The organism is Acinetobacter sp. V104_13 (assembly GCF_031798995.1).
GTDB lineage: Bacteria > Pseudomonadota > Gammaproteobacteria > Pseudomonadales > Moraxellaceae > Acinetobacter > Acinetobacter pittii.
The window spans coordinates 1-18,201 of record NZ_JAVQNP010000011.1 but is presented as its reverse complement, the minus strand read 5'-3'; the positions used below and the strand labels follow the sequence as shown (position 1 = coordinate 18,201).

Below are 18,201 nucleotides of genomic sequence, written 5' to 3'. Positions count from 1 at the left end.
TGTCTCATCTCTCTATATTTTTAGTTACTTGCTATAAAGTTAGGCAAAACTAGAGGCCTATCGACTCTAGTCTTTTACCTTGGGTTTCTTCACCTAATATTAAAATTACAGCTGCAACCAAAAGTAAAACAATAGTAAACATCATAAAAACATGGCTAAACCCATTTTTGGAAACCATCATATGAGTGACGACTATCGGCGCCAAAATTCCACCTAAACGGCCCATTGCCGATGCCCAGCCCGAACCAAAAGCCCGAATGTTGGCTGGATATTGCTCTGGTGTATAGGTATATAACACTCCCCATGCACCCAAATTAAAGAAGGACATGAGACAACCCCAAAACATAATGCTATTTACACTATCGGCTTGTCCAAAGAAATATGCAGACAACGCACAAAACCCGATAAATGCAGCGAGTGTAATTTTTCTACCTAATCGCTCTACAAACCATGCTGCTGCCAAGTAACCTGGTAGCTGCGCCAAAATCATAAGCAAAACATATTCAAAAGATTTAACGATGTCATAGCCCTGTTTCACTAATAAACTTGGCAGCCACGTAAAGATCCCGTAGTAGGAATAAACAATTCCAAACCAGATGAGCCAAAGCATTAAGCTTCTGCGAGCAAATTGACCACTCCAAAGTTGTTTAAAAGAGACTTTTTGTCGCATGGCTACAGGCACGACTTCAATATGGTGAACAATTTGAACGCCTGCTTGAGCTTCTAATTTTTGAACTAATGCGTGTGCCTCTTCAACACGTCCACGGTTAATCAGGTAAGGTATCGATTCAGGGAGTTTTTTCCAAATGACTAAAATATAAATCAGTGGGAGGCCACCCATAAGAAATGCAATGTGCCAACCAAATTTAGGAATAATAAAATAAGAAATGAGTGCAGCAACTAACCAACCCAAACCCCAAAAACTTTCGAGTAGGACGATAAAACGACCACGTACATGTGCAGGTATATATTCACTCACCAATGTCACTGCAACGGGTAACTGTCCACCAAGCCCAAGACCAACAATAAAACGGAAAATTAATAACCACTTCAAATCTGGAGCAAAAGCACATAAGGCAGTCGCAATACTATAGATGGCCATGGTCACTGCAAATATTGTCTTACGGCCAAAGCGATCTGCTAAAGCTCCTGAGCAAACAGCTCCAATAGCCATCCCTACAAAACCAATACTTACAATCCAACCGCTTTCTGCTGGCGTTAATGCCCAGTCTTTAACAAGCGTTGTCATGATAAAAGCAATGATACCGGTGTCCATAGCATCAAACATCCAACCTAAACCAACCACCCACAGTAATGTGTAGTGAAATTTGCCAATTGGAAGATTTTGTATACGTGAAACCAGATCCATAGGAAAAACTCTACTGGAAAAAATAAGTGAGCAAGACAATATATTTAATTGTTATATCATGCTCACATCGAATTCTGCATGATTAATGTTCGTCGGTTGAAGACGCCGATTCTGCATCATCATCTTTATAAATAAATTTAGGCATTTCTAAGCCAAAATAGATTGCAATCAGACGTAAGGTAAAGCCAAAAATTAAAGTTGAAATAACGGTTAACTCTAGGCTTAATCCTAAATCCTGACAAACCCAGTAACAGATGACTGCCACAAAAGAGATACTCGCATAGAGTTCACGGCGGAAAACGAATGGAACATCGTTACATAAAATATCACGTAAAATACCGCCAGATACTCCAGTCAACACCCCAGCTACTGCCGACACGACAAAACCATGTCCCATTTGTAGGGCAATCTGACAACCAATGATCGTAAAACCAATTAAGCCTAATGCATCGAGCACCAAAAAGATGTTATGTAAATGACGCATCCATTTGGCAATAATAATCGTGACAAATGCAGCACAACAGGTCAGAACTAAGTATTCCGGATGTTTTACCCAAGTTAAAGGATAGTGGCCAAGCAATACATCTCGCACCGAACCACCACCTAAAGCAGTCACACAGGCAATCAGTACGACACCGAACCAGTCCATACTCCGTCGACCAGCAGACAATGCACCTGTCATGGCTTCCGCAGTAATCGCAATAATATAAATAACGGTGAGTAACATCGCCCTTTCCCTCAGGCCAAACAGTGGGCGTATTTTAAGATAAACTTACAGAAATTGTGCACAGCATTGCTTAAATTTTTTTCCTGAACCACATATACAAGGTTGTTTCATTGTGACGTGCATATCGACCGTTGGGTCGAGGAAAAACCATTTTTGCTGGTGATAAACAAAATGTGAAACCTCATGATGAATTTGGGCTTTTTGTCCATCATGATAGTGAGCCTTGAACTCAACCTGTGCGTGGGTTTTATCTAATTTTTCGTTGGCGTTAACTACATCTAAACCCAACCACTGATTTTGTTTGCTCCACTCTGCGATAGCATCTTTATCAAGTGCTGTTTGCTGACCTAAAGCAGTCGTTTGCACAATATAGTCAATTTGCTGTAATGCAAAAGCGCTATAACGTGAACGCATAAGCTGCTCTGCCGTTAGTGCTTTGGCTGTGCCTAAATGTAAAGGCTCACAACATTGGGTATAGCTGCCTTTTCCACATGGACAAGTTTGTTGGGTCATTTGGTGTTTCTCAAATAAAAAATAGCTCAGAGTTGAGCTATTTTATGATGTTTCTAGACTTAAAACGTCATTTAATCTTTTGATTCATCTTGCTCGATAGAAACAATATGAACTTTCTCAATTTTATGACCTTCCATCGTAATCACTTCAAAGCGATAACCGTCTGCCTCAACAGCTTCGCCATTTTCCGGTAAACGGCCTAAATGGAATAACAAGTAGCCCGATAAAGTTGAATACTGTTCACTTTCGTCAACGAGATCACGACCTAATAAAAGTGATACATGGCGAATATCAGTTGAACCTTCAAGCATTAATGAACCATCTGCCAAGCTTTCAGCAGCAGCGTCTAACTCATCTTCATCAGGGAATTCGCCAGCAATTGCTTCTAAGATATCAATTGGTGTTGCGATACCTTCGATGGAACCATATTCATTTAATACGATCGCCATTTGTAAAGGTGCTTGACGCAATTGCTCCATCACCATAAGCACTTGAGCATTTTCATGCACAATCACAGGTTCACGTAGATGCTTTTGGAAATCAATTACACCTGTCTCAATAAAGTTATTTAAAACTTTATGCGTAAGCGCAATACCTTCAATATTATCAAGCTCACCACGTGCAACGATCAAACGAGAATGTGTCATCGACATTAAACGTTCTTTTAAAACTTCAGGTTCATCGTCTAAGTCAATCCACTCAAGTTCAGGGCGTGGAGTCATAACAGATTTTACAGGACGCTCTGATAAACCAAGCACACCTTGTACAAGCACACTGTGATAAGCACCATTTTCTTCGTCAAAAACTTCATCAGCAAAAGCTTGCGTCGCTAATACATCTTCTTTATCAGAAGATTGAGTATCTGAAGAACTACTATTTTTACTGCCTAACATACGTAAAACCGCAGAGGCAGTGCGATAACGCAAGTCTGTAGTGGTAACTAGCTTTTCCTGATTGCGACGCATGCTCTGATTGATAACTTCTACCAAAACCGAGAAGCCAATTGCAGCATATAAATAGCCCTTCGGAATATGGAAACCAAAGCCTTCCACCACCAAAGAGAAACCGATCATCATCAAGAAGCCAAGACACAGAATGACAACTGTTGGATGTTTATTGACGAAGTCCATGAGTGGTTTTGATGCCCACAACATGATTCCGACAGCTATAACAACCGCAACCATCATGACTGACAGCTCTTTCACCATACCCACAGCTGTAATCACGCTGTCTAGTGAGAATACCGCATCAAGTACAACAATCTGAACAATGACCATCCAGAATGCAGCATGAACAGGATTATCTTCTTTATGAAGTTGTTTTCCTTCCATTCGTTCATGCAATTCCATGGTGCCTTTAAATAATAAGAACACACCACCGAATAACAAAATCAAATCACGACCAGAGAATGGATGATCAAAAATATGGAAGAGTGGCTCAGTCAGTGTCACGACCCAAGCAATCGAGGCTAAGAGTACAAGGCGCATTCCTAATGCGAGTACCAAACCGACTATACGTGCTTTAGCTCGTTGCTCTGGCGGCAATTTCTCAGCCAAAATCGCGATAAAAACGAGGTTATCGATCCCCAATACAATTTCAAGAACGATTAAAGTTGCTAAACCAACCCAAGCAGAGGGATCAGACATCCATTCAAAGATCATTGATCCTGCTCCTGTGTTGTTTGGATTTTATCTTTATTTGGCAACACAACAGGCGCGCCTATACAAAGGGGGGAAAATGTTTTTTTAAGACAAGAAATTAAAACGGAGCGACTACAACCACTACCCATATTTGTTCATATGTTGTTAAACGATTTTTTAGTATAGGCAAGATTTAACATAAATTCATCATTTTTATTTGTACATAACCAGCATTCACCAAACCCATACAAAACATGAATCTTTCTTATAAATCTGCTTATAAAGTTGTCATATCTTTTGCTTACTGTAGACAAGAAATATGAACGTGATAAGGTAAAAATAAAACAATGAATAGCGTATTAACAATGGCAGTAAATGATTCACCAATAACAGCTGTAAAAACAAAACAACCTCTTATTGCATTATATTGTGGTTCACGTGCAGGAAATAACCCAATCTACCGAGAAAAAGCAATTGAACTCGCTCATGGAATCGCTGAACAAGGCTTTGGATTAGTCTATGGCGGTGCTAGTATCGGTTTAATGGGACAAGTCGCTGAGAGCGTTCTCGCAAACGGCGGAGAAGCTGTCGGTGTGATCCCTGAATTTATGCTTGATTATGAAGTCGCACATGCAGGCCTAACTGAATTACATGTCGTAGAAACCATGCATGAACGTAAAGCCATGATGGCAGAGCGCGCAAGTGCATTTATTGCGTTGCCGGGTGGTTTAGGAACATTTGAAGAAATATTGGAAATAGCCACTTGGGGCCAACTCAACCAACATCAAAAGCCAATGATTTTATATAACGTAAATGGCTTTTATAACGCACTTATTGCCCAATTAGACCATGCAGTTCAAGAAGGTTTCCTTCCCCTTCAGCACCGAGCTAAATTAATTGTATGTGATGATGTTGATCAAATTTATAACGTCATTAAAAACTTAAAAATGCCAAAAAGATTTGTTGTCTAGTTGTCCCCCTACTCTACTTAAAAAAGCGGTTCTGCCGCTTTTTTTGTTTTAACTATTTTCACCTCTATCTTCAAAAGAACTTAGATTTAGTAAAGGGGTATTCAACATTGGCTTACTTCTTTTAAATTCAATTTGTTTTACACTAGACTAAAACGTTAATTTTCAAATGTTATGAATGCCACGCCGACTCACCAAGCTTTGCAACCCGAATATCGACTACTCGTTCTTTTGGTTTCTATTGGCTTTTTTATGCAGGCCTTGGACACAACCATTGTAAATACTGCTATTCCTGCAATGGCTCATCATCTAAATGAAGACCCTTTACGCATGCACAGTGTAGTGGTGGCCTATGTATTATCGGTTGCTGCCTGTATTCCTCTAAGTGGATGGTTAGCAGACCGCTTTGGTGTTAGAAATATTTTCTTGTCGGCAATCGTAATTTTTACTCTGGCTTCTTTAGGTTGTGGTCTTTCTCAGAGTCTCAATCAGCTGTTATTTTTCCGAGTCATCCAAGGCATAGGCGGCGCCTTACTACTTCCTGTTGGCCGATTATCACTTTTAAAAATTATTCCTCGAACTCAGTTCTTAGCTGCGATGAGCTTAATGAGCCTTGCAGGTTTACTCGGACCTTTGGCTGGTCCAACTTTGGGCGGATGGTTGGTTGAAGTTGCAACTTGGCATTGGATTTTTCTCATCAATATTCCTATGGGCATACTTGGCATATTAATGACACTAAAAGTCATGCCAAATGTAAAAGAACCCTCAGTCAAAACATTCGATTTGGGTGGCTTCATCTTATTAGTCGTGGCCATGATTGGATGGTCTTTAGGGATCGAACACCTAGCCTCACCTGAATATTCAAAATGGTTTAGCATTTCATTATTAGTCGTCGGAATAATCGCAACGCTTTGGTATGCCTATCATTCACATACTCATCAAAATGCATTATTTCGTAGCCGACTCTTTAGAAACAAAATTTATGCGATTGGTATTTTAGGTAATTTCTTTGCTCGCTTTGGTGGTAATGCCTTACCTTTTGTTTTACCACTCATGCTACAAGTCGCTTTTGGTTTTGAACCATTTATTGCAGGTTTAATGATGATTCCATTGGTCTTGGGCTCATTATTTTCAAAGCCAATTGTCAGACCTATTATTCAAAAAATTGGCTACCGACGTTTTTTACTCATTAACACAACATTAGTTGGGCTATGTATTGCCTCTTTTGCAATCATGACCGTCGATACTCCAACTTGGTTTAGAGCCTTGCACTTTTTCTTGTTTGGCACATTAAATTCACTGCAATTTGTCGGCATGAATACATTAACCTTGAAAGACTTGCCTCAACAAGATGCGAGTAGCGGTAATAGTTTCTTGTCGATGATCATGATGCTATCAATGAGTATTGGTGTTGCACTGGCAGGTACCCTCATTAATATTTTTACTAATTATTATGGTGCAGACCACGTGACAACAGCGTTTCATGTCACTCTCATTTGTCTCGGTTGTATCAATGTCATTACTGCATTTATTTTCTGGCAAATTCCAAAGGATACGTCTGTATAAGCAGTTGCATTTTTAGCATGGTTTCTCGCTCGCGAATCACGCTATGATGTCGACTTCAAATTTTAACGAGTTTTGAATGAGCAAACTGGCTAAAACTTTTTTCACATCACAGCACAATACCCTAATCGGAATTGGCTTAGCTTGTGTTATGGGAGTCTTAGCTTATTTTGGTTTGTTCTATCAACAAAAAGCTATTGCGCAGGATTACCCAGTGCAAGGGTTCGATGTTTCTCATCATCAAGGTGATATTAACTGGAAAAAAATATCACCGGAAAAATTCCAATTCGTCTATTTAAAAGCGACCGAAGGCGGCGATTACAAAGATCCAAAATTTCAGGAAAATTGGCTCAAGGCACGTGAACATGGGTTTAATGTGGGCGCTTATCACTTTTATCGTCTATGCCGTGATGGTAAAACGCAAGCAGATAACTTTATTTCGGCTGTACCCAACAAAGCCGATGCCCTTCCTCCTGTTATCGATCTAGAATATGACGGTAACTGTATTAATGCGCACACCAAAGAACAATTACTTAAAGAAATAGGCATCATGCATGACCGCTTAAAACAGCACTATGGCAAACAGCCCATCTTTTATATTTCCAAAACTTTTTACCACATTGTATTAATAGGAAGTTTCCCTAATACACCACTTTGGGTCAGAGATTACGAAGGAAAACCTGAGCTGAAAGACAAAAGAAAATGGCTCTTTTGGCAGCATAGTAATCAAGGTAAAATTGGAGGCATGACCAAACCAGTAGACTTAAACGTTTATGAGGGTTCAGTCAAAGAATGGGACCAATTTTTACAGCAGCAAGGCATCGTGAAAGCACAATAATATGCGCAAAATCATTCATATCGATATGGATGCCTTCTATGCATCGGTCGAATTGCGAGAGCGTCCTAATCTAAAGCATCTTCCCGTCGTTATTTCTTCACATCATCCGCGTGCTGTAATTGCGGCAGCTTCTTACCCTGCCCGTGAGTTTGGCTTACGCTCTGCCATGTCCATGAGCCAAGCAAGAAAACTATGCCCTCAAGTTGTTATTATTGAGCCTAATTTTGAAAAATATCGTGCCATCTCGGCTCAAATTCATAGTATTTTTCAACAATACACCACTCTGATTGAACCTTTATCGCTTGATGAAGCATACCTTGATGTTACTGAAAATTTAAAACAAATCGCGAGTGCAACCGAAGTGGCCATGCATATTCGGGAAGATATTTTTAGGTTAACAGGACTAACTGCCTCGGCTGGTGTAGCACCCAATAAATTCTTAGCAAAAGTCGCGTCTGACTGGAATAAACCAAATGGCCTGTTTGTTATAAAGCCCTCTCAGGTGGCCAGTTTCATTCAAGACTTGCCCTTAAAAAAAATTCCGGGGGTCGGTAAAGTTACCCAAGAAAAACTCCAACAGCTTGAGTTACATACGCTGGGTGACTTACAAAAAATTGAAGAAGCTGTTTTGGTTCACCACTTTGGTAAATATGGGCAACAACTTCATTTATATGCACAAGGTATTGATAATCGGCCTGTTCAAGCTGAACGTGCTCGTCAGCAAATTTCAAAAGAAACCACATTTGATAGTGACTTTACCCTCGCCCAGTGCCAACCCTACTGGCATGGCTTAGCCGAAAAAGTCTGGCAGAGCTTAGAGAAAAAACAACTTAATGCTCGTGGTGTAAATATTAAGCTCAAACTTAAGAATTTCCAGACACTCCAACACAGTAAAAGTTTTAAAAACCCAATTCATTCTCAACAAGACCTGATTCAAGTTTTATTCTTACTTTTAAATGAGATGCATATTCCCGAAAACTTCCAATTTCGGCTGATTGGTATTGGCGTTTATCAATTACAGACTAAAGCTGACGACTTTCAGTTGTCCTTATGGTAAGTGTTGTTTTTTTATCCAAATGAGCAAGTTTTAAACAAAAACAGTTCCCTTTTGATCAAAATTTGAAGTAATCTAATCAACGCATATTCATTACCCATGTATTTGCAACGTGCCAAAGCAACCTTACTTTCGGCATATCGTCCTGTGATTGGCGTGACGACCAAATCCGAATATTACAGGGCACTTAAAGTACATGGGACTCTACCCATTCTTATAAATCACAACAATAATCTACCGAAATTCCTTTGCACTTGCTTGCGCCTGCCTAGTAACTCTTCATAAAATCAAACTATTCAATAAAGACACTTTAGAGCATTTTTATGACGGTAAAACGCTTACACGTGACTTCAAGATATTGTGAAGTGGCGATTTCGGGTAATTTAGTCCATTTAGCAGGACAACTCGCTGATGATACCAGCGTAGACATTACGGCGCAGACTCAACAAACTTTAGACAATATTGATCGCTTACTTGCTGAAGCAGGAACCGACAAAAGTCATATTCTTTCTGTCATGATTTTTCTAAAAGATATTGAAACAGACTATGCAGCTATGAATGCTGTATGGGACGCATGGATTAGCAAAGAGCATCCACCCGCACGCACTTGCGTAGAATCAAAACTTTATGCACCAGATGTACTTGTAGAAATGACAGTAGTTGCAGTACTTCCATAATTCTTATTAATTTTAAGCAATAAAAAACTGAGCAATATTGATCAAGATAATGCTCAGTTTTTTATGTTTTTAGAAGTTTTAATTTCAGCATTTTATTCAAATCTTCTTTAATGAGTCCTAAAATTAAATTGCTATAACCTCTATTTATAACTTCTAAGACTTCACAAAAGCATTTGAGATTCTTTCTAACTGCGGCGTGGCAGGTAAAGTTGCCATCTCTGATTCAGGGGTTAATAAATCTCTTCTTAAATCATGATAATCAGGCACACTACCGTAGCGAAGCACACGATAACCTGCAAGTTGTAATAAACGGCGCTCATATTGCTGATGTGCTCGGCGTAAACCATTTTCCTCAAGCATAACCACTACAAAAACTTGGTAATTTTGATCAAGTACAACAAAGTCAGCCGTCATATTTTGATATTTGCGACGTGTGTGAGCATATTTAGTTGTTAATAAAGCATCAAATGAAACATGGGCTAATACGGTAAATTTAGGCAATACTGTTTGTAAACGAGTAAGTGTCATTTGTTCATGACTGCTTAATACGGCGCGGCGCTTTAAAGCACTGTCTTGTTGATGCTTTCTGGATAGACTCTTTGCCGCCATAACGACAGTCAAAAAGAGTAATAATATCGTGATTAAATAATACATGGGCCTAATCCTTTAAGTTTTTTATAATGATTTTGCTAGATCACACTTTGTTTTAATTGATAACGACACAGCCGTTTTTTTAAAAGGTTCACTTAGTAATTTCACTTGTAGTTATCAAGCTTGGCTTAAATTTAGCCACCCTCACATTATTTATAATCATAGAATCAATAACAATCAAGTGCAGCTCGTCAGATTTTGGCTATTTATCATTATTCGTTACGTTTTTTGTACTTTAAATCCTCAAAAATCTCATTATACGATTTAAATAGAGTTATAAAAAACAAAACAGGCTCTATTTAAGAGCCTGTTTTATCATTATCCACGAACTTTAGATTTAGGTTTACTTTTCCCGCCAAACGGTCTTTTTTCTCCTGTTTCACGAGGAGGTAAACCATTATGTTGCGTTAGAACCTGTCCTTTTTGTGGACGCTTCTGATTCGAATGATTATTCGTTTGCTGATTATTTCGTTTAACCGAATCGCCTGCTGTAGACGAATTTTTCTTACGAGCAGACTTATATTCCCCTTCTGTGCCTTTTGGCTGATAAGTCGGAATTAAATGCTGCTTCGAATTACCAATTAAATCTGCACGACCCATCTCTTTTAGGGCCTCACGAAGTAATGGCCAGTTGTTTGGATCATGATAACGCAAGAATGCTTTATGCAGACGACGGCGTTTTTCACCTTTTACAATATCAACCTTTTCAGTATAGCGAGCTACTTTAGCAAGTGGGTTTTTCCCCGAATAATACATGGTTGTTGCAGTTGCCATTGGTGATGGATAGAAAGTCTGTACCTGATCGGCACGGAAACCATTCTTTTTCAACCAAATTGCAAGGTGCATCATGTCATAATCTGAAGTACCCGGATGCGCAGCAATAAAGTAAGGAATTAAATATTGCTCTTTTCCTGCTTCTTTACTGAAACGATCAAACATTTGCTTGAAACGATCATACGTACCAATACCCGGTTTCATCATCTTAGATAACGGACCTTGTTCGGTATGTTCAGGAGCAATTTTTAAATAACCACCAACATGGTGTTGTACTAGTTCTTTTACATATTCAGGGTTGAGTACCGCAAGGTCATAACGTAAACCTGACCCAATCAGAATTTTCTTCACACCTTTAATTGCGCGCGCTTTACGGTAAAGCTGTACTAAAGGTGCATGATCCGTATGTAAGTTTTGACAAACACCCGGATATACACAAGAAGGTTTACGACAGTTTTTCTCAATTTCAGGGTCCTTACAATGCAAACGATACATGTTTGCCGTTGGACCACCTAAATCTGAAATAATGCCGGTGAAGTTTGGTGCGGTATCACGGATTTTTTCAATCTCACGTAAAATTGAATCTTCCGAACGGTTTTGAATAATACGACCTTCATGTTCCGTAATTGAACAGAATGTACAACCACCAAAACAGCCACGCATAATGTTGACTGAGAATTTGATCATATCAAATGCAGGGAAACGCGCATCACCATAAGTAGGATGTGGCAAACGTGCATAAGGTAAATCAAATACATAGTCCATTTCCTCAGTAGTTAGAGGAATTGGAGGTGGGTTAATCCACACATCACGCTCACCATGGCGTTGCACCAACGCACGAGCATTACCCGGATTAGTTTCAAGGTGCAAAATACGGTTTGCATGTGCATAAAGCACTTGGTCATTCGCCACTTCTTCAAAAGAAGGTAAGCGAATAACCGCCAACTCTCGTGGTGGTAATTTGTGTTTAATTGCTTTTGATGGTGCTGGCTTTAATTGAACGATTTGAGTGTCGTCATCGAGTTTGTCGCCTTCACGCACAATCGGATTTGCAACAATCTCTTTTTGGAAATTTTGATACTGAGCTAAAGAATTACCCTTTTCTTTTTCAACCTCACAGCCATCAATATCTTCTGTCATGACATATGGGTTAATAATTGGGTCAACACGCCCAACCGTATCTACATCATTACTCGCAACTTCAACAAACTTTGCTTTTGATGCTTTGTTATGTTTATTAATAATAAATGCCGTACCACGAACATCTGTAATCTCGTGGATTTTTTCACCTTTAGCCAAACGATGCATCACATCAATAATGGCACGCTCACCATTACCATACATGAGTAAATCAGCTTTTGAGTCCATCAAAATCGAACGACGGACTTTATCTGACCAATAATCGTAGTGCGCAATACGACGTAAACTACCTTCAATACCACCTAATAACACTGGTACATCTGGGAATGCTTCACGACAACGTTGGCAATAAACTGTTGCAGCACGGTCAGGACGTTTATTTGGTTCATTGTTTGGAGAATATGCATCATCCGAACGGATTTTACGATCTGCCGTATAACGGTTAATCATCGAATCCATATTACCTGCGGTTACACCCCAAGCAATCGTTGGCTTACCTAAAACGCGGAAGCTTTCAACATTGGTCCAATCTGGCTGCGCAATAATTCCGACACGGAAACCTTGTGCTTCAAGTACACGCCCAATCACACCCGATACAAATGATGGGTGGTCAATATAAGCATCGCCACAGACTAAAATAAAGTCACACGCATCCCAGCCGAGTTGGTCCATTTCTTCTCGTGACATCGGCAAAAATGGCGCTGGTTCAAAACACGACGCCCAATATTTGTCGTAATCAAACAGCGCTTTTGGCGCAGTTTGCATGGTATAAGCGGTAGACATGGCTTGCGAATCTCGGCTAGCAGATGAAGGAGAGACATCTAAAGATGAAAGCCGATCATTTTAACATGAATTTCATTCATTTTCCTTGTTTATAAAACATACGAAAACAATAATATAGAAATTAATTTGATTAAAGTTTATCCAATATTTTATTCTCAGAATAAATACGGCGGAATAAAATCCGCCGTAGTCTTAACATAATTTATTTATAGGTATTAGAACAAAGTTTTTGGCAAACGAATCTGAATAATCTCGTTATCATCAGCCAGTTTTGCATTACGTCCTGTTGAACCAGGGAAGTTATTGTCATTTAGTACCGTGAGCGTTGTGCCATTTTCAATAATCACATCTTCAATAGTTTCAAACGGGAAGGCAAAAACTTGTCCCGTACCAATATCCCCTGCTCTAGCCGTGCCATACAACATATTCGGGTTAGCAATTTTAATTAAATCGACTAAATCTTCGCGGCTTACTAGCTGATCTGGCTCATTCAATTTAATACGGATTAATTTTTTATATCCGCCTAAATTATTCTGAGTCGCATCACGCTCAATAATAATGCCTTCTTTATCATTAAAGAGTTGGAAGTCACCAATATTGGTTGCCTTACTGTCTAATTGGAACCAATAATATTTCCCTGTATACGCTTTTTTCTTAATGTCGAATTGAGAGATCAGCAACTGTCTTTCCGTTTCCCGAATTGATTTAATTGGCTTTTCTATAAGCGGGTAAAGATACTGCCCATCTGGTGAAATTGCCATTCCTTCAAAACCACCACTTTGCTGAACCAGAGGCTCCACAAAATTAATTTGTGCTTTATTAAACTGATTTTGTGGTGAACGTAATTCTTGGGTCGGGTTTAACGGATTTGGTAGAGCAATCGGTGCATCTACTAACACGCCATCTGCTGAAAAATGAAGTAAATAAGGTCCAAATTCATCCCCAATCCAGTAGGTCCCGTCACTAGTACGTTGCATTGACTCTGGGTCAAAATCAGCACCCGTTAATAAACGCTCAGGCGTATTACCGTTCACGATATTAAAAGGAATTAACTTGTTTGGATCACGCAATTGAATAAAGCTTTGTACGGTAACTTGCCCTGTACCTTTGGTTTTAGTTTTGAAATCAGGTTTTAATTTATAAATACGAAGTAAAAAGTCTGCTGAATTATCTTGGGTACCAAAGCCATTATCGGCCATTGCCATATAGCTGCCATCTTCATTTTTTAATGCAGCAGAAAAACCTTGTACAGGCTGGCCTTTAAATGGAGGATAAATTCCATTTGCACCTTTTACATATGCACCAGAGTCTGGGCCAGCAGCATAGGTTTCTACAGGCAATTTGGCAAAAGAAATTAAAGTTGGTTCGGTAACGTTTTCAGTAGGTGATGTTTGATCTTGATCGTTATTATCATTACATGCCGTCAATCCTAAACTGGCACAGCATAATAATGCGACTAAAGTTTTTTTGCTCATGATTTTATACAGTTGGTAAAAAATTAAGCAAATTTAATCAAGCTTGTATGAAGTTTTTGCTTCAAAAATATGAAATCTTTATGGCGAAAATATGACAAGCCTATTGTTTAGCACCCAATAGAAAACTGAACTTGTTAGTAAAGCTAATTAAAGTTTTGTTGGCTGATATTCTCCAGCAATTGCTGCTTTCAAAAAGTTCTGAAAAGTTGGGCATTCCATATGATTTTCAGCAGGACATACAGCAGCATGCTGTAATCCTTGACTAATAAAATGTAAACGCTTTGCCATTTGCTCTAGTTGTTCAGCTTTATCTTTTAGCTTTTGCCGATCAAGATCAGGCTTACCATCTTGTCCAAACATTGTAGCGATCTCATTTAAAGAAAAACCCGCAGCACGTCCTAAAGCAATAAGTGCCAGTTGATCAAGCACCTGCTTACCATACTGCCGACGTAAACCTTGCCGCCCTATCGATTTAATTAATCCCTTCTCTTCATAAAAACGTAGTGTAGCAGTTGTGACTTTTGCCCTCTTAGAAACTTCACCAATATCCATAAACATCCTCTTGACTTCAAGTGAACTTGAACTTGCACAATAAATTTATCACGTTTCATACGTATAAAAGCAAGGTGTAAAAATGAATACTTCCACATTATTCTTTCAAGCTTTATGTCTTGGTGTTGGTGCAACAGTCATTATGGATATATGGCTGTTAATACTAAAAATATTTAAGATCCCTACCTTAAATTTTGCCTTTCTCGGACGCTGGGTGGGCTGGATAGTTCAAGGAAAACTCATCCATCAATCTATAGCACAAAGCCCTCAAATTAAGGGTGAATATTTATTGGGCTGGATTGCTCATTATAGTGTTGGGCTAATCTTTGCATTGAGCTTTCTCTCCATTGTCGGCTCAGATTGGCTCATTCATCCTCAGTTTTACTCAGCACTACTATTTGGTGTAGTCACTGTTCTCATTCCCTTTTTTATTATGCAACCAGCCATGGGTAGTGGTTTTGCTTCGTCAAAAACCCTGCATCCTTTTCTGAACTGTCTAAAAAGTTTACTGAACCATAGCGTTTTTGGCTGTGGTTTATATCTCACTGCAAAACTATTTCAAATTTAGATAAAAAGGAAACTATCCATGAAAACTGTTGCCATTATTTACTATAGTCGCCAAGGGCATACCCAATTTATCGCTCAGCAAATTCAAACTGGTATTTTGAGCCATCAAGATATTGAAGTAAATTTACTCAATGCCGAAGATCTTATCGAGAACCCAGAGACGCTTATCCAATATGATGGTTTAATTTGGGGCTCTCCTACATATTTAGGGGGTGTATCTTCCAAGTTAAAACAACTCATGGATGCAACGGGTCCATTATGGAAAAAGCAGAACTTTAAGGGAAAGCTAGCAGCTGGATTTACCATTTCCTCTCTTCCCGCTGGTGATAAACAATCGACGTTAATTTCCATTTTTACCTTTTGTATGCAACACGGCATGTTATGGGTCGGCAACCCGATTCTGCCCGAGCAACACCAAGGTATTCCTTATACTCAAGCAGCCAATCGTCTCGGCTCATGGTCAGGCTTAATGGCTCAGGCTGAACATGGCAGTAATGCCGATAGGTTTGATGAAGGAGATATTAAAACTGCTCAACAATTTGGAGAAAATTTTGCATTGACCTTAAGTGCTTATCAAGGAATATAAGACCATGAAAGCACAGAAACTTTTATTCCTGTTCATTTTATCAGGAATGATGTCTTTTATCGTTTCAGGTGTTTCAACTTTTAAAGTAATAGGACTAAATCATCACTTCGTTTCATTGTGGGTATCAGCTTGGATTATTGCATGGATATTAGCTTTTCCAAGTGTATTGATTTGTGCTCCTATCGCCCAGAAACTAGTCGACATTATATTAAAAAAAAGTTGAAGAAGTAGGTCTGTAAGTTAAAACGTACAAAGCTTGCGGTCATTTGCGAATATTCAACTTTAGTATTTTTTCATAATATATGAAACATAGAGAGACAGGATGTCTCATTGAAGAAGAATAAGAACGCAGGAAGCGGTAGTTGACAGGAGTTAGCTACATAAAGCTGAATACGAAGAAACCTCGACAGGATGTCGGGGTTTTTTCATTTCAATTATACAAAATTCTTACTTTATAGATGCGCTGAGCAACAGAACTTATATTGATCCGATAAGTACGGCTGAATACCATCATTTCACTTGAAATTTGATTATTGGTTTTGTATTTTGCTTACCTCATCTTTAGCTCAAGATCATTTTGAACCATCAGAATTACACCGCCTTAGCCTCAAATTTTTTATTATTGCATTGATGACAATAATGACAGGGTGTACAAGCTTAGGACCTAACACTGGTTCATTTTCTTGGCGCTCAAATAAACTCTCGTCTGGCTTACAAAAAGCGTATTCTGTTCCAGCGAGCACAGCCAATCGGCTATCGCCAATGATTATTCAAAGTGCTGACCAATATAATGTCCCCCCTCTTTTACTCGCAGCAGTCATCAGGCAAGAGTCTAGTTACAATAGTAATGCCCGCTCTCCGACTGGGGCTGTTGGTTTAACTCAAATTATTCCAAGCTATTGGCAACAAACTTGTGCTGGTAATTTGTATGATGAATCTACAAATATCCAATGTGGTGCTTATATTTTAAATCATTACTATCAAACCGCAGATAGCTGGTTTAAAGCCACGGCCTATTATAATGTTGGACCAACAGGATATGAGCGAAGCTTCTGGACCCGTCACAAAGCGAAAAAATATGCTCGATCTATTAAGCACCATCAAAAAAATTTAAAAAGTGCCTTATAAATATGCTTAAACAAAAGCCCATCAATAGATGGGCTTTTTATGCGGTTAATTTTATTCGTCAAATAAACCTTCAAATAATACAGAAGACAAATAACGTTCCCCACTGTCTGGCAGAATAACAACGATGGTTTTACCAGCATTTTCAGGACGCTCTGCAATTTTTGCAGCGGCTGCTAATGCAGCTCCACTTGAAATACCCACTAAAATACCTTCTTGGGTTGCACAGTTTCTCGCCCATTCAATTGCTTCTTCGCTAGTCACTGGTAAGACTTCATCCACAAGGTCCAAATCAAGATTCTTTGGAATAAAGTTTGCACCAATTCCTTGGATTTTATGCGGTGCAGGGGTAATGTTTTCACCATTTTTGGTCTGAGTAATAATTGGAGATTCAGCAGGCTCAACTGCTACTGAGTACAATGGTTTATTTTGGACTTGTTCAAAATAACGAGAAATACCTGTAATCGTACCGCCAGTACCCACACCAGCAACCAAAATATCAACTTGTCCACCTGTAGCTTGCCAAATTTCAGGACCAGTTGTGTCTACATGGATTTGCGGATTGGCTGGATTTTCGAATTGTTGAGGTAAGAAATAAACATCTGGTTGCTCAGTTGCTAATCGTACCGCTTCATCAACCGCACCTTTCATCCCTTTCGCCGGTTCAGTTAGAATTAAATTAGCACCTAAAGCTTTTAATACTTTTCTGCGTTCAAGACTCATGCTGGCTGGCATAGTCAAAGTAATTGGATAACCCTTCGCCGCCGCAACAAAAGCCAATGCAATCCCTGTATTACCACTTGTTGGTTCAACAATATGCATGCCTTCTTTCAACACACCTCTTTTTTCTGCATCTGCAATAAGTGCAGCCCCAATACGGCATTTCACAGAAAAGGCAGGATTACGACTTTCTACTTTCGCTAATACAGTTGCACCAGTTTTAATTAAACGGTTGATACGAACTAAAGGAGTATTACCAATAGCTTCTGCATTATTTGAATAAACTGCGATACCTAAATTATTGGGTGTTGGGAATTGTTGATCGGTAGACATGTTATATCCTTATTAGACTTGATATGAATTTCTTCCATTATAATCATATAAAGAATTGAGGATACAAACTCCCCAATAAAAAAACACCCCCATTCATTAGAATGGGGGTGTTTAGAATAATGAGCTGGCGATGACTTACTCTCACA

The 18,201-nt window shown here is 39.1% G+C and carries 18 protein-coding genes and 1 pseudogene; 9 read left to right on the top strand and 10 right to left on the bottom strand.

All coding sequences use genetic code 11. The features are described 5' to 3' along the window. Nucleotides 1–49: 49 nt before the first annotated feature. The 4 genes from RMB06_RS02385 to RMB06_RS02370 all read right to left on the bottom strand — a co-directional run bounded on the left by RMB06_RS02385 (nt 50) and on the right by RMB06_RS02370 (nt 4,270). A complete protein-coding gene (locus RMB06_RS02385) occupies nt 50–1,369 on the bottom strand; it encodes an MFS transporter (protein ID WP_002121171.1) in 1,320 nt (439 codons plus the stop codon). A gap of 82 nt (nt 1,370–1,451) precedes the next feature. Continuing rightward, entirely contained in the window at nt 1,452–2,096 is a 645-nt protein-coding gene (locus RMB06_RS02380) for a trimeric intracellular cation channel family protein (protein WP_002121256.1), read from the bottom strand. 45 nt (nt 2,097–2,141) lie between these two features. Further along, on the bottom strand, nt 2,142–2,609 hold the full coding sequence (locus RMB06_RS02375; protein WP_276124172.1) for a YchJ family protein: 468 nt from the start codon (nt 2,607–2,609) through the stop codon (nt 2,142–2,144). Nucleotides 2,610–2,680: 71 nt separating this feature from the next. Continuing rightward, nucleotides 2,681–4,270 carry a TerC family protein gene (locus tag RMB06_RS02370; RefSeq protein ID WP_002121643.1) on the bottom strand — a complete coding sequence of 530 codons (1,590 nt, stop codon included), beginning with the start codon at nt 4,268–4,270 and terminating at the stop codon, nt 2,681–2,683. Between the two features lie 326 nt (nt 4,271–4,596). Here RMB06_RS02370 and RMB06_RS02365 point away from each other — a divergent pair, with 326 nt between their 5' ends. From RMB06_RS02365 to dinB, 4 genes are all read left to right on the top strand, one after another. Further along, on the top strand, nt 4,597–5,220 hold the full coding sequence (locus RMB06_RS02365) for a TIGR00730 family Rossman fold protein (RefSeq protein WP_002062375.1): 624 nt from the start codon (nt 4,597–4,599) through the stop codon (nt 5,218–5,220). 171 nt (nt 5,221–5,391) lie between these two features. Beyond that, complete coding sequence (gene mdtD, locus RMB06_RS02360) at nt 5,392–6,783, top strand: multidrug transporter subunit MdtD (RefSeq protein ID WP_032037757.1); 1,392 nt, start codon at nt 5,392–5,394, stop codon at nt 6,781–6,783. A gap of 76 nt (nt 6,784–6,859) precedes the next feature. After that, a complete protein-coding gene (locus RMB06_RS02355) occupies nt 6,860–7,618 on the top strand; it encodes a GH25 family lysozyme (RefSeq protein ID WP_311078094.1) in 759 nt (252 codons plus the stop codon). Between the two features lies 1 nt (nt 7,619). Further along, nucleotides 7,620–8,675 carry a DNA polymerase IV gene (gene dinB, locus RMB06_RS02350; protein WP_311078092.1) on the top strand — a complete coding sequence of 352 codons (1,056 nt, stop codon included), beginning with the start codon at nt 7,620–7,622 and terminating at the stop codon, nt 8,673–8,675. A 58-nt stretch (nt 8,676–8,733) separates the two neighbouring features. Here the strand turns inward: dinB and RMB06_RS02345 are convergent. After that, nucleotides 8,734–8,796: pseudogene (locus RMB06_RS02345) on the bottom strand (hypothetical protein); the annotation flags it as partial. Nucleotides 8,797–8,995: 199 nt separating this feature from the next. On the opposite strand from RMB06_RS02345, the gene RMB06_RS02340 reads away from it, so the two are divergent. Further along, on the top strand, nt 8,996–9,349 hold the full coding sequence (locus RMB06_RS02340) for a RidA family protein (RefSeq protein WP_004711002.1): 354 nt from the start codon (nt 8,996–8,998) through the stop codon (nt 9,347–9,349). Nucleotides 9,350–9,502: 153 nt separating this feature from the next. On the opposite strand, the gene RMB06_RS02335 is transcribed toward RMB06_RS02340, so the two are convergent. The 4 genes from RMB06_RS02335 to RMB06_RS02320 all read right to left on the bottom strand — a co-directional run bounded on the left by RMB06_RS02335 (nt 9,503) and on the right by RMB06_RS02320 (nt 14,724). Continuing rightward, nucleotides 9,503–10,003, bottom strand: coding sequence for a DUF2726 domain-containing protein (locus RMB06_RS02335; RefSeq protein WP_311078089.1), 501 nt, complete (start codon nt 10,001–10,003; stop codon nt 9,503–9,505). A gap of 315 nt (nt 10,004–10,318) precedes the next feature. After that, nucleotides 10,319–12,697, bottom strand: coding sequence for a YgiQ family radical SAM protein (locus RMB06_RS02330; protein ID WP_005065662.1), 2,379 nt, complete (start codon nt 12,695–12,697; stop codon nt 10,319–10,321). Between the two features lie 215 nt (nt 12,698–12,912). Further along, nucleotides 12,913–14,172 (bottom strand): esterase-like activity of phytase family protein, encoded by a 1,260-nt coding sequence (locus RMB06_RS02325; RefSeq protein ID WP_311078086.1) that lies wholly within the window; start codon nt 14,170–14,172, stop codon nt 12,913–12,915. 147 nt (nt 14,173–14,319) lie between these two features. Continuing rightward, nucleotides 14,320–14,724: a helix-turn-helix domain-containing protein gene (locus RMB06_RS02320; RefSeq protein WP_174723867.1), complete on the bottom strand. Its 405-nt coding sequence runs from the start codon at nt 14,722–14,724 to the stop codon at nt 14,320–14,322. Between the two features lie 82 nt (nt 14,725–14,806). Here RMB06_RS02320 and RMB06_RS02315 point away from each other — a divergent pair, with 82 nt between their 5' ends. The 4 genes from RMB06_RS02315 to RMB06_RS02300 all read left to right on the top strand — a co-directional run bounded on the left by RMB06_RS02315 (nt 14,807) and on the right by RMB06_RS02300 (nt 17,005). Then, nucleotides 14,807–15,292, top strand: a complete 486-nt coding sequence (locus tag RMB06_RS02315) for a DUF2938 domain-containing protein (protein WP_311078082.1) — start codon at nt 14,807–14,809, stop codon at nt 15,290–15,292. 18 nt (nt 15,293–15,310) lie between these two features. Beyond that, complete coding sequence (locus RMB06_RS02310) at nt 15,311–15,877, top strand: flavodoxin family protein (protein ID WP_311078080.1); 567 nt, start codon at nt 15,311–15,313, stop codon at nt 15,875–15,877. 4 nt (nt 15,878–15,881) lie between these two features. Then, nucleotides 15,882–16,100: a DUF2798 domain-containing protein gene (locus RMB06_RS02305; RefSeq protein ID WP_311078077.1), complete on the top strand. Its 219-nt coding sequence runs from the start codon at nt 15,882–15,884 to the stop codon at nt 16,098–16,100. A 296-nt stretch (nt 16,101–16,396) separates the two neighbouring features. Further along, nucleotides 16,397–17,005 carry a transglycosylase SLT domain-containing protein gene (locus RMB06_RS02300; protein ID WP_311078076.1) on the top strand — a complete coding sequence of 203 codons (609 nt, stop codon included), beginning with the start codon at nt 16,397–16,399 and terminating at the stop codon, nt 17,003–17,005. A 51-nt stretch (nt 17,006–17,056) separates the two neighbouring features. Here RMB06_RS02300 and cysK read toward each other — a convergent pair whose 3' ends face one another. Next, complete coding sequence (cysK, locus tag RMB06_RS02295) at nt 17,057–18,055, bottom strand: cysteine synthase A (protein ID WP_311078074.1); 999 nt, start codon at nt 18,053–18,055, stop codon at nt 17,057–17,059. Nucleotides 18,056–18,201: the final 146 nt, after the last annotated feature.

Coding starts and splice junctions, on each gene's coding strand:
- RMB06_RS02380 (WP_002121256.1), bottom strand. CDS start 2,096: ATGTTACTCACCGTTATTTATATTATTGCGATTACTGCGGAAGCCATG.
- cysK (WP_311078074.1), bottom strand. CDS start 18,055: ATGTCTACCGATCAACAATTCCCAACACCCAATAATTTAGGTATCGCA.
- dinB (WP_311078092.1), top strand. CDS start 7,620: ATGCGCAAAATCATTCATATCGATATGGATGCCTTCTATGCATCGGTC.
- RMB06_RS02315 (WP_311078082.1), top strand. CDS start 14,807: ATGAATACTTCCACATTATTCTTTCAAGCTTTATGTCTTGGTGTTGGT.
- RMB06_RS02330 (WP_005065662.1), bottom strand. CDS start 12,697: ATGTCTACCGCTTATACCATGCAAACTGCGCCAAAAGCGCTGTTTGAT.
- RMB06_RS02335 (WP_311078089.1), bottom strand. CDS start 10,003: ATGTATTATTTAATCACGATATTATTACTCTTTTTGACTGTCGTTATG.
- RMB06_RS02385 (WP_002121171.1), bottom strand. CDS start 1,369: ATGGATCTGGTTTCACGTATACAAAATCTTCCAATTGGCAAATTTCAC.
- RMB06_RS02340 (WP_004711002.1), top strand. CDS start 8,996: ATGACGGTAAAACGCTTACACGTGACTTCAAGATATTGTGAAGTGGCG.
- RMB06_RS02320 (WP_174723867.1), bottom strand. CDS start 14,724: ATGGATATTGGTGAAGTTTCTAAGAGGGCAAAAGTCACAACTGCTACA.
- RMB06_RS02365 (WP_002062375.1), top strand. CDS start 4,597: ATGAATAGCGTATTAACAATGGCAGTAAATGATTCACCAATAACAGCT.
- RMB06_RS02325 (WP_311078086.1), bottom strand. CDS start 14,172: ATGAGCAAAAAAACTTTAGTCGCATTATTATGCTGTGCCAGTTTAGGA.
- RMB06_RS02355 (WP_311078094.1), top strand. CDS start 6,860: ATGAGCAAACTGGCTAAAACTTTTTTCACATCACAGCACAATACCCTA.
- RMB06_RS02305 (WP_311078077.1), top strand. CDS start 15,882: ATGAAAGCACAGAAACTTTTATTCCTGTTCATTTTATCAGGAATGATG.
- RMB06_RS02375 (WP_276124172.1), bottom strand. CDS start 2,609: ATGACCCAACAAACTTGTCCATGTGGAAAAGGCAGCTATACCCAATGT.
- mdtD (WP_032037757.1), top strand. CDS start 5,392: ATGAATGCCACGCCGACTCACCAAGCTTTGCAACCCGAATATCGACTA.
- RMB06_RS02310 (WP_311078080.1), top strand. CDS start 15,311: ATGAAAACTGTTGCCATTATTTACTATAGTCGCCAAGGGCATACCCAA.
- RMB06_RS02370 (WP_002121643.1), bottom strand. CDS start 4,270: ATGATCTTTGAATGGATGTCTGATCCCTCTGCTTGGGTTGGTTTAGCA.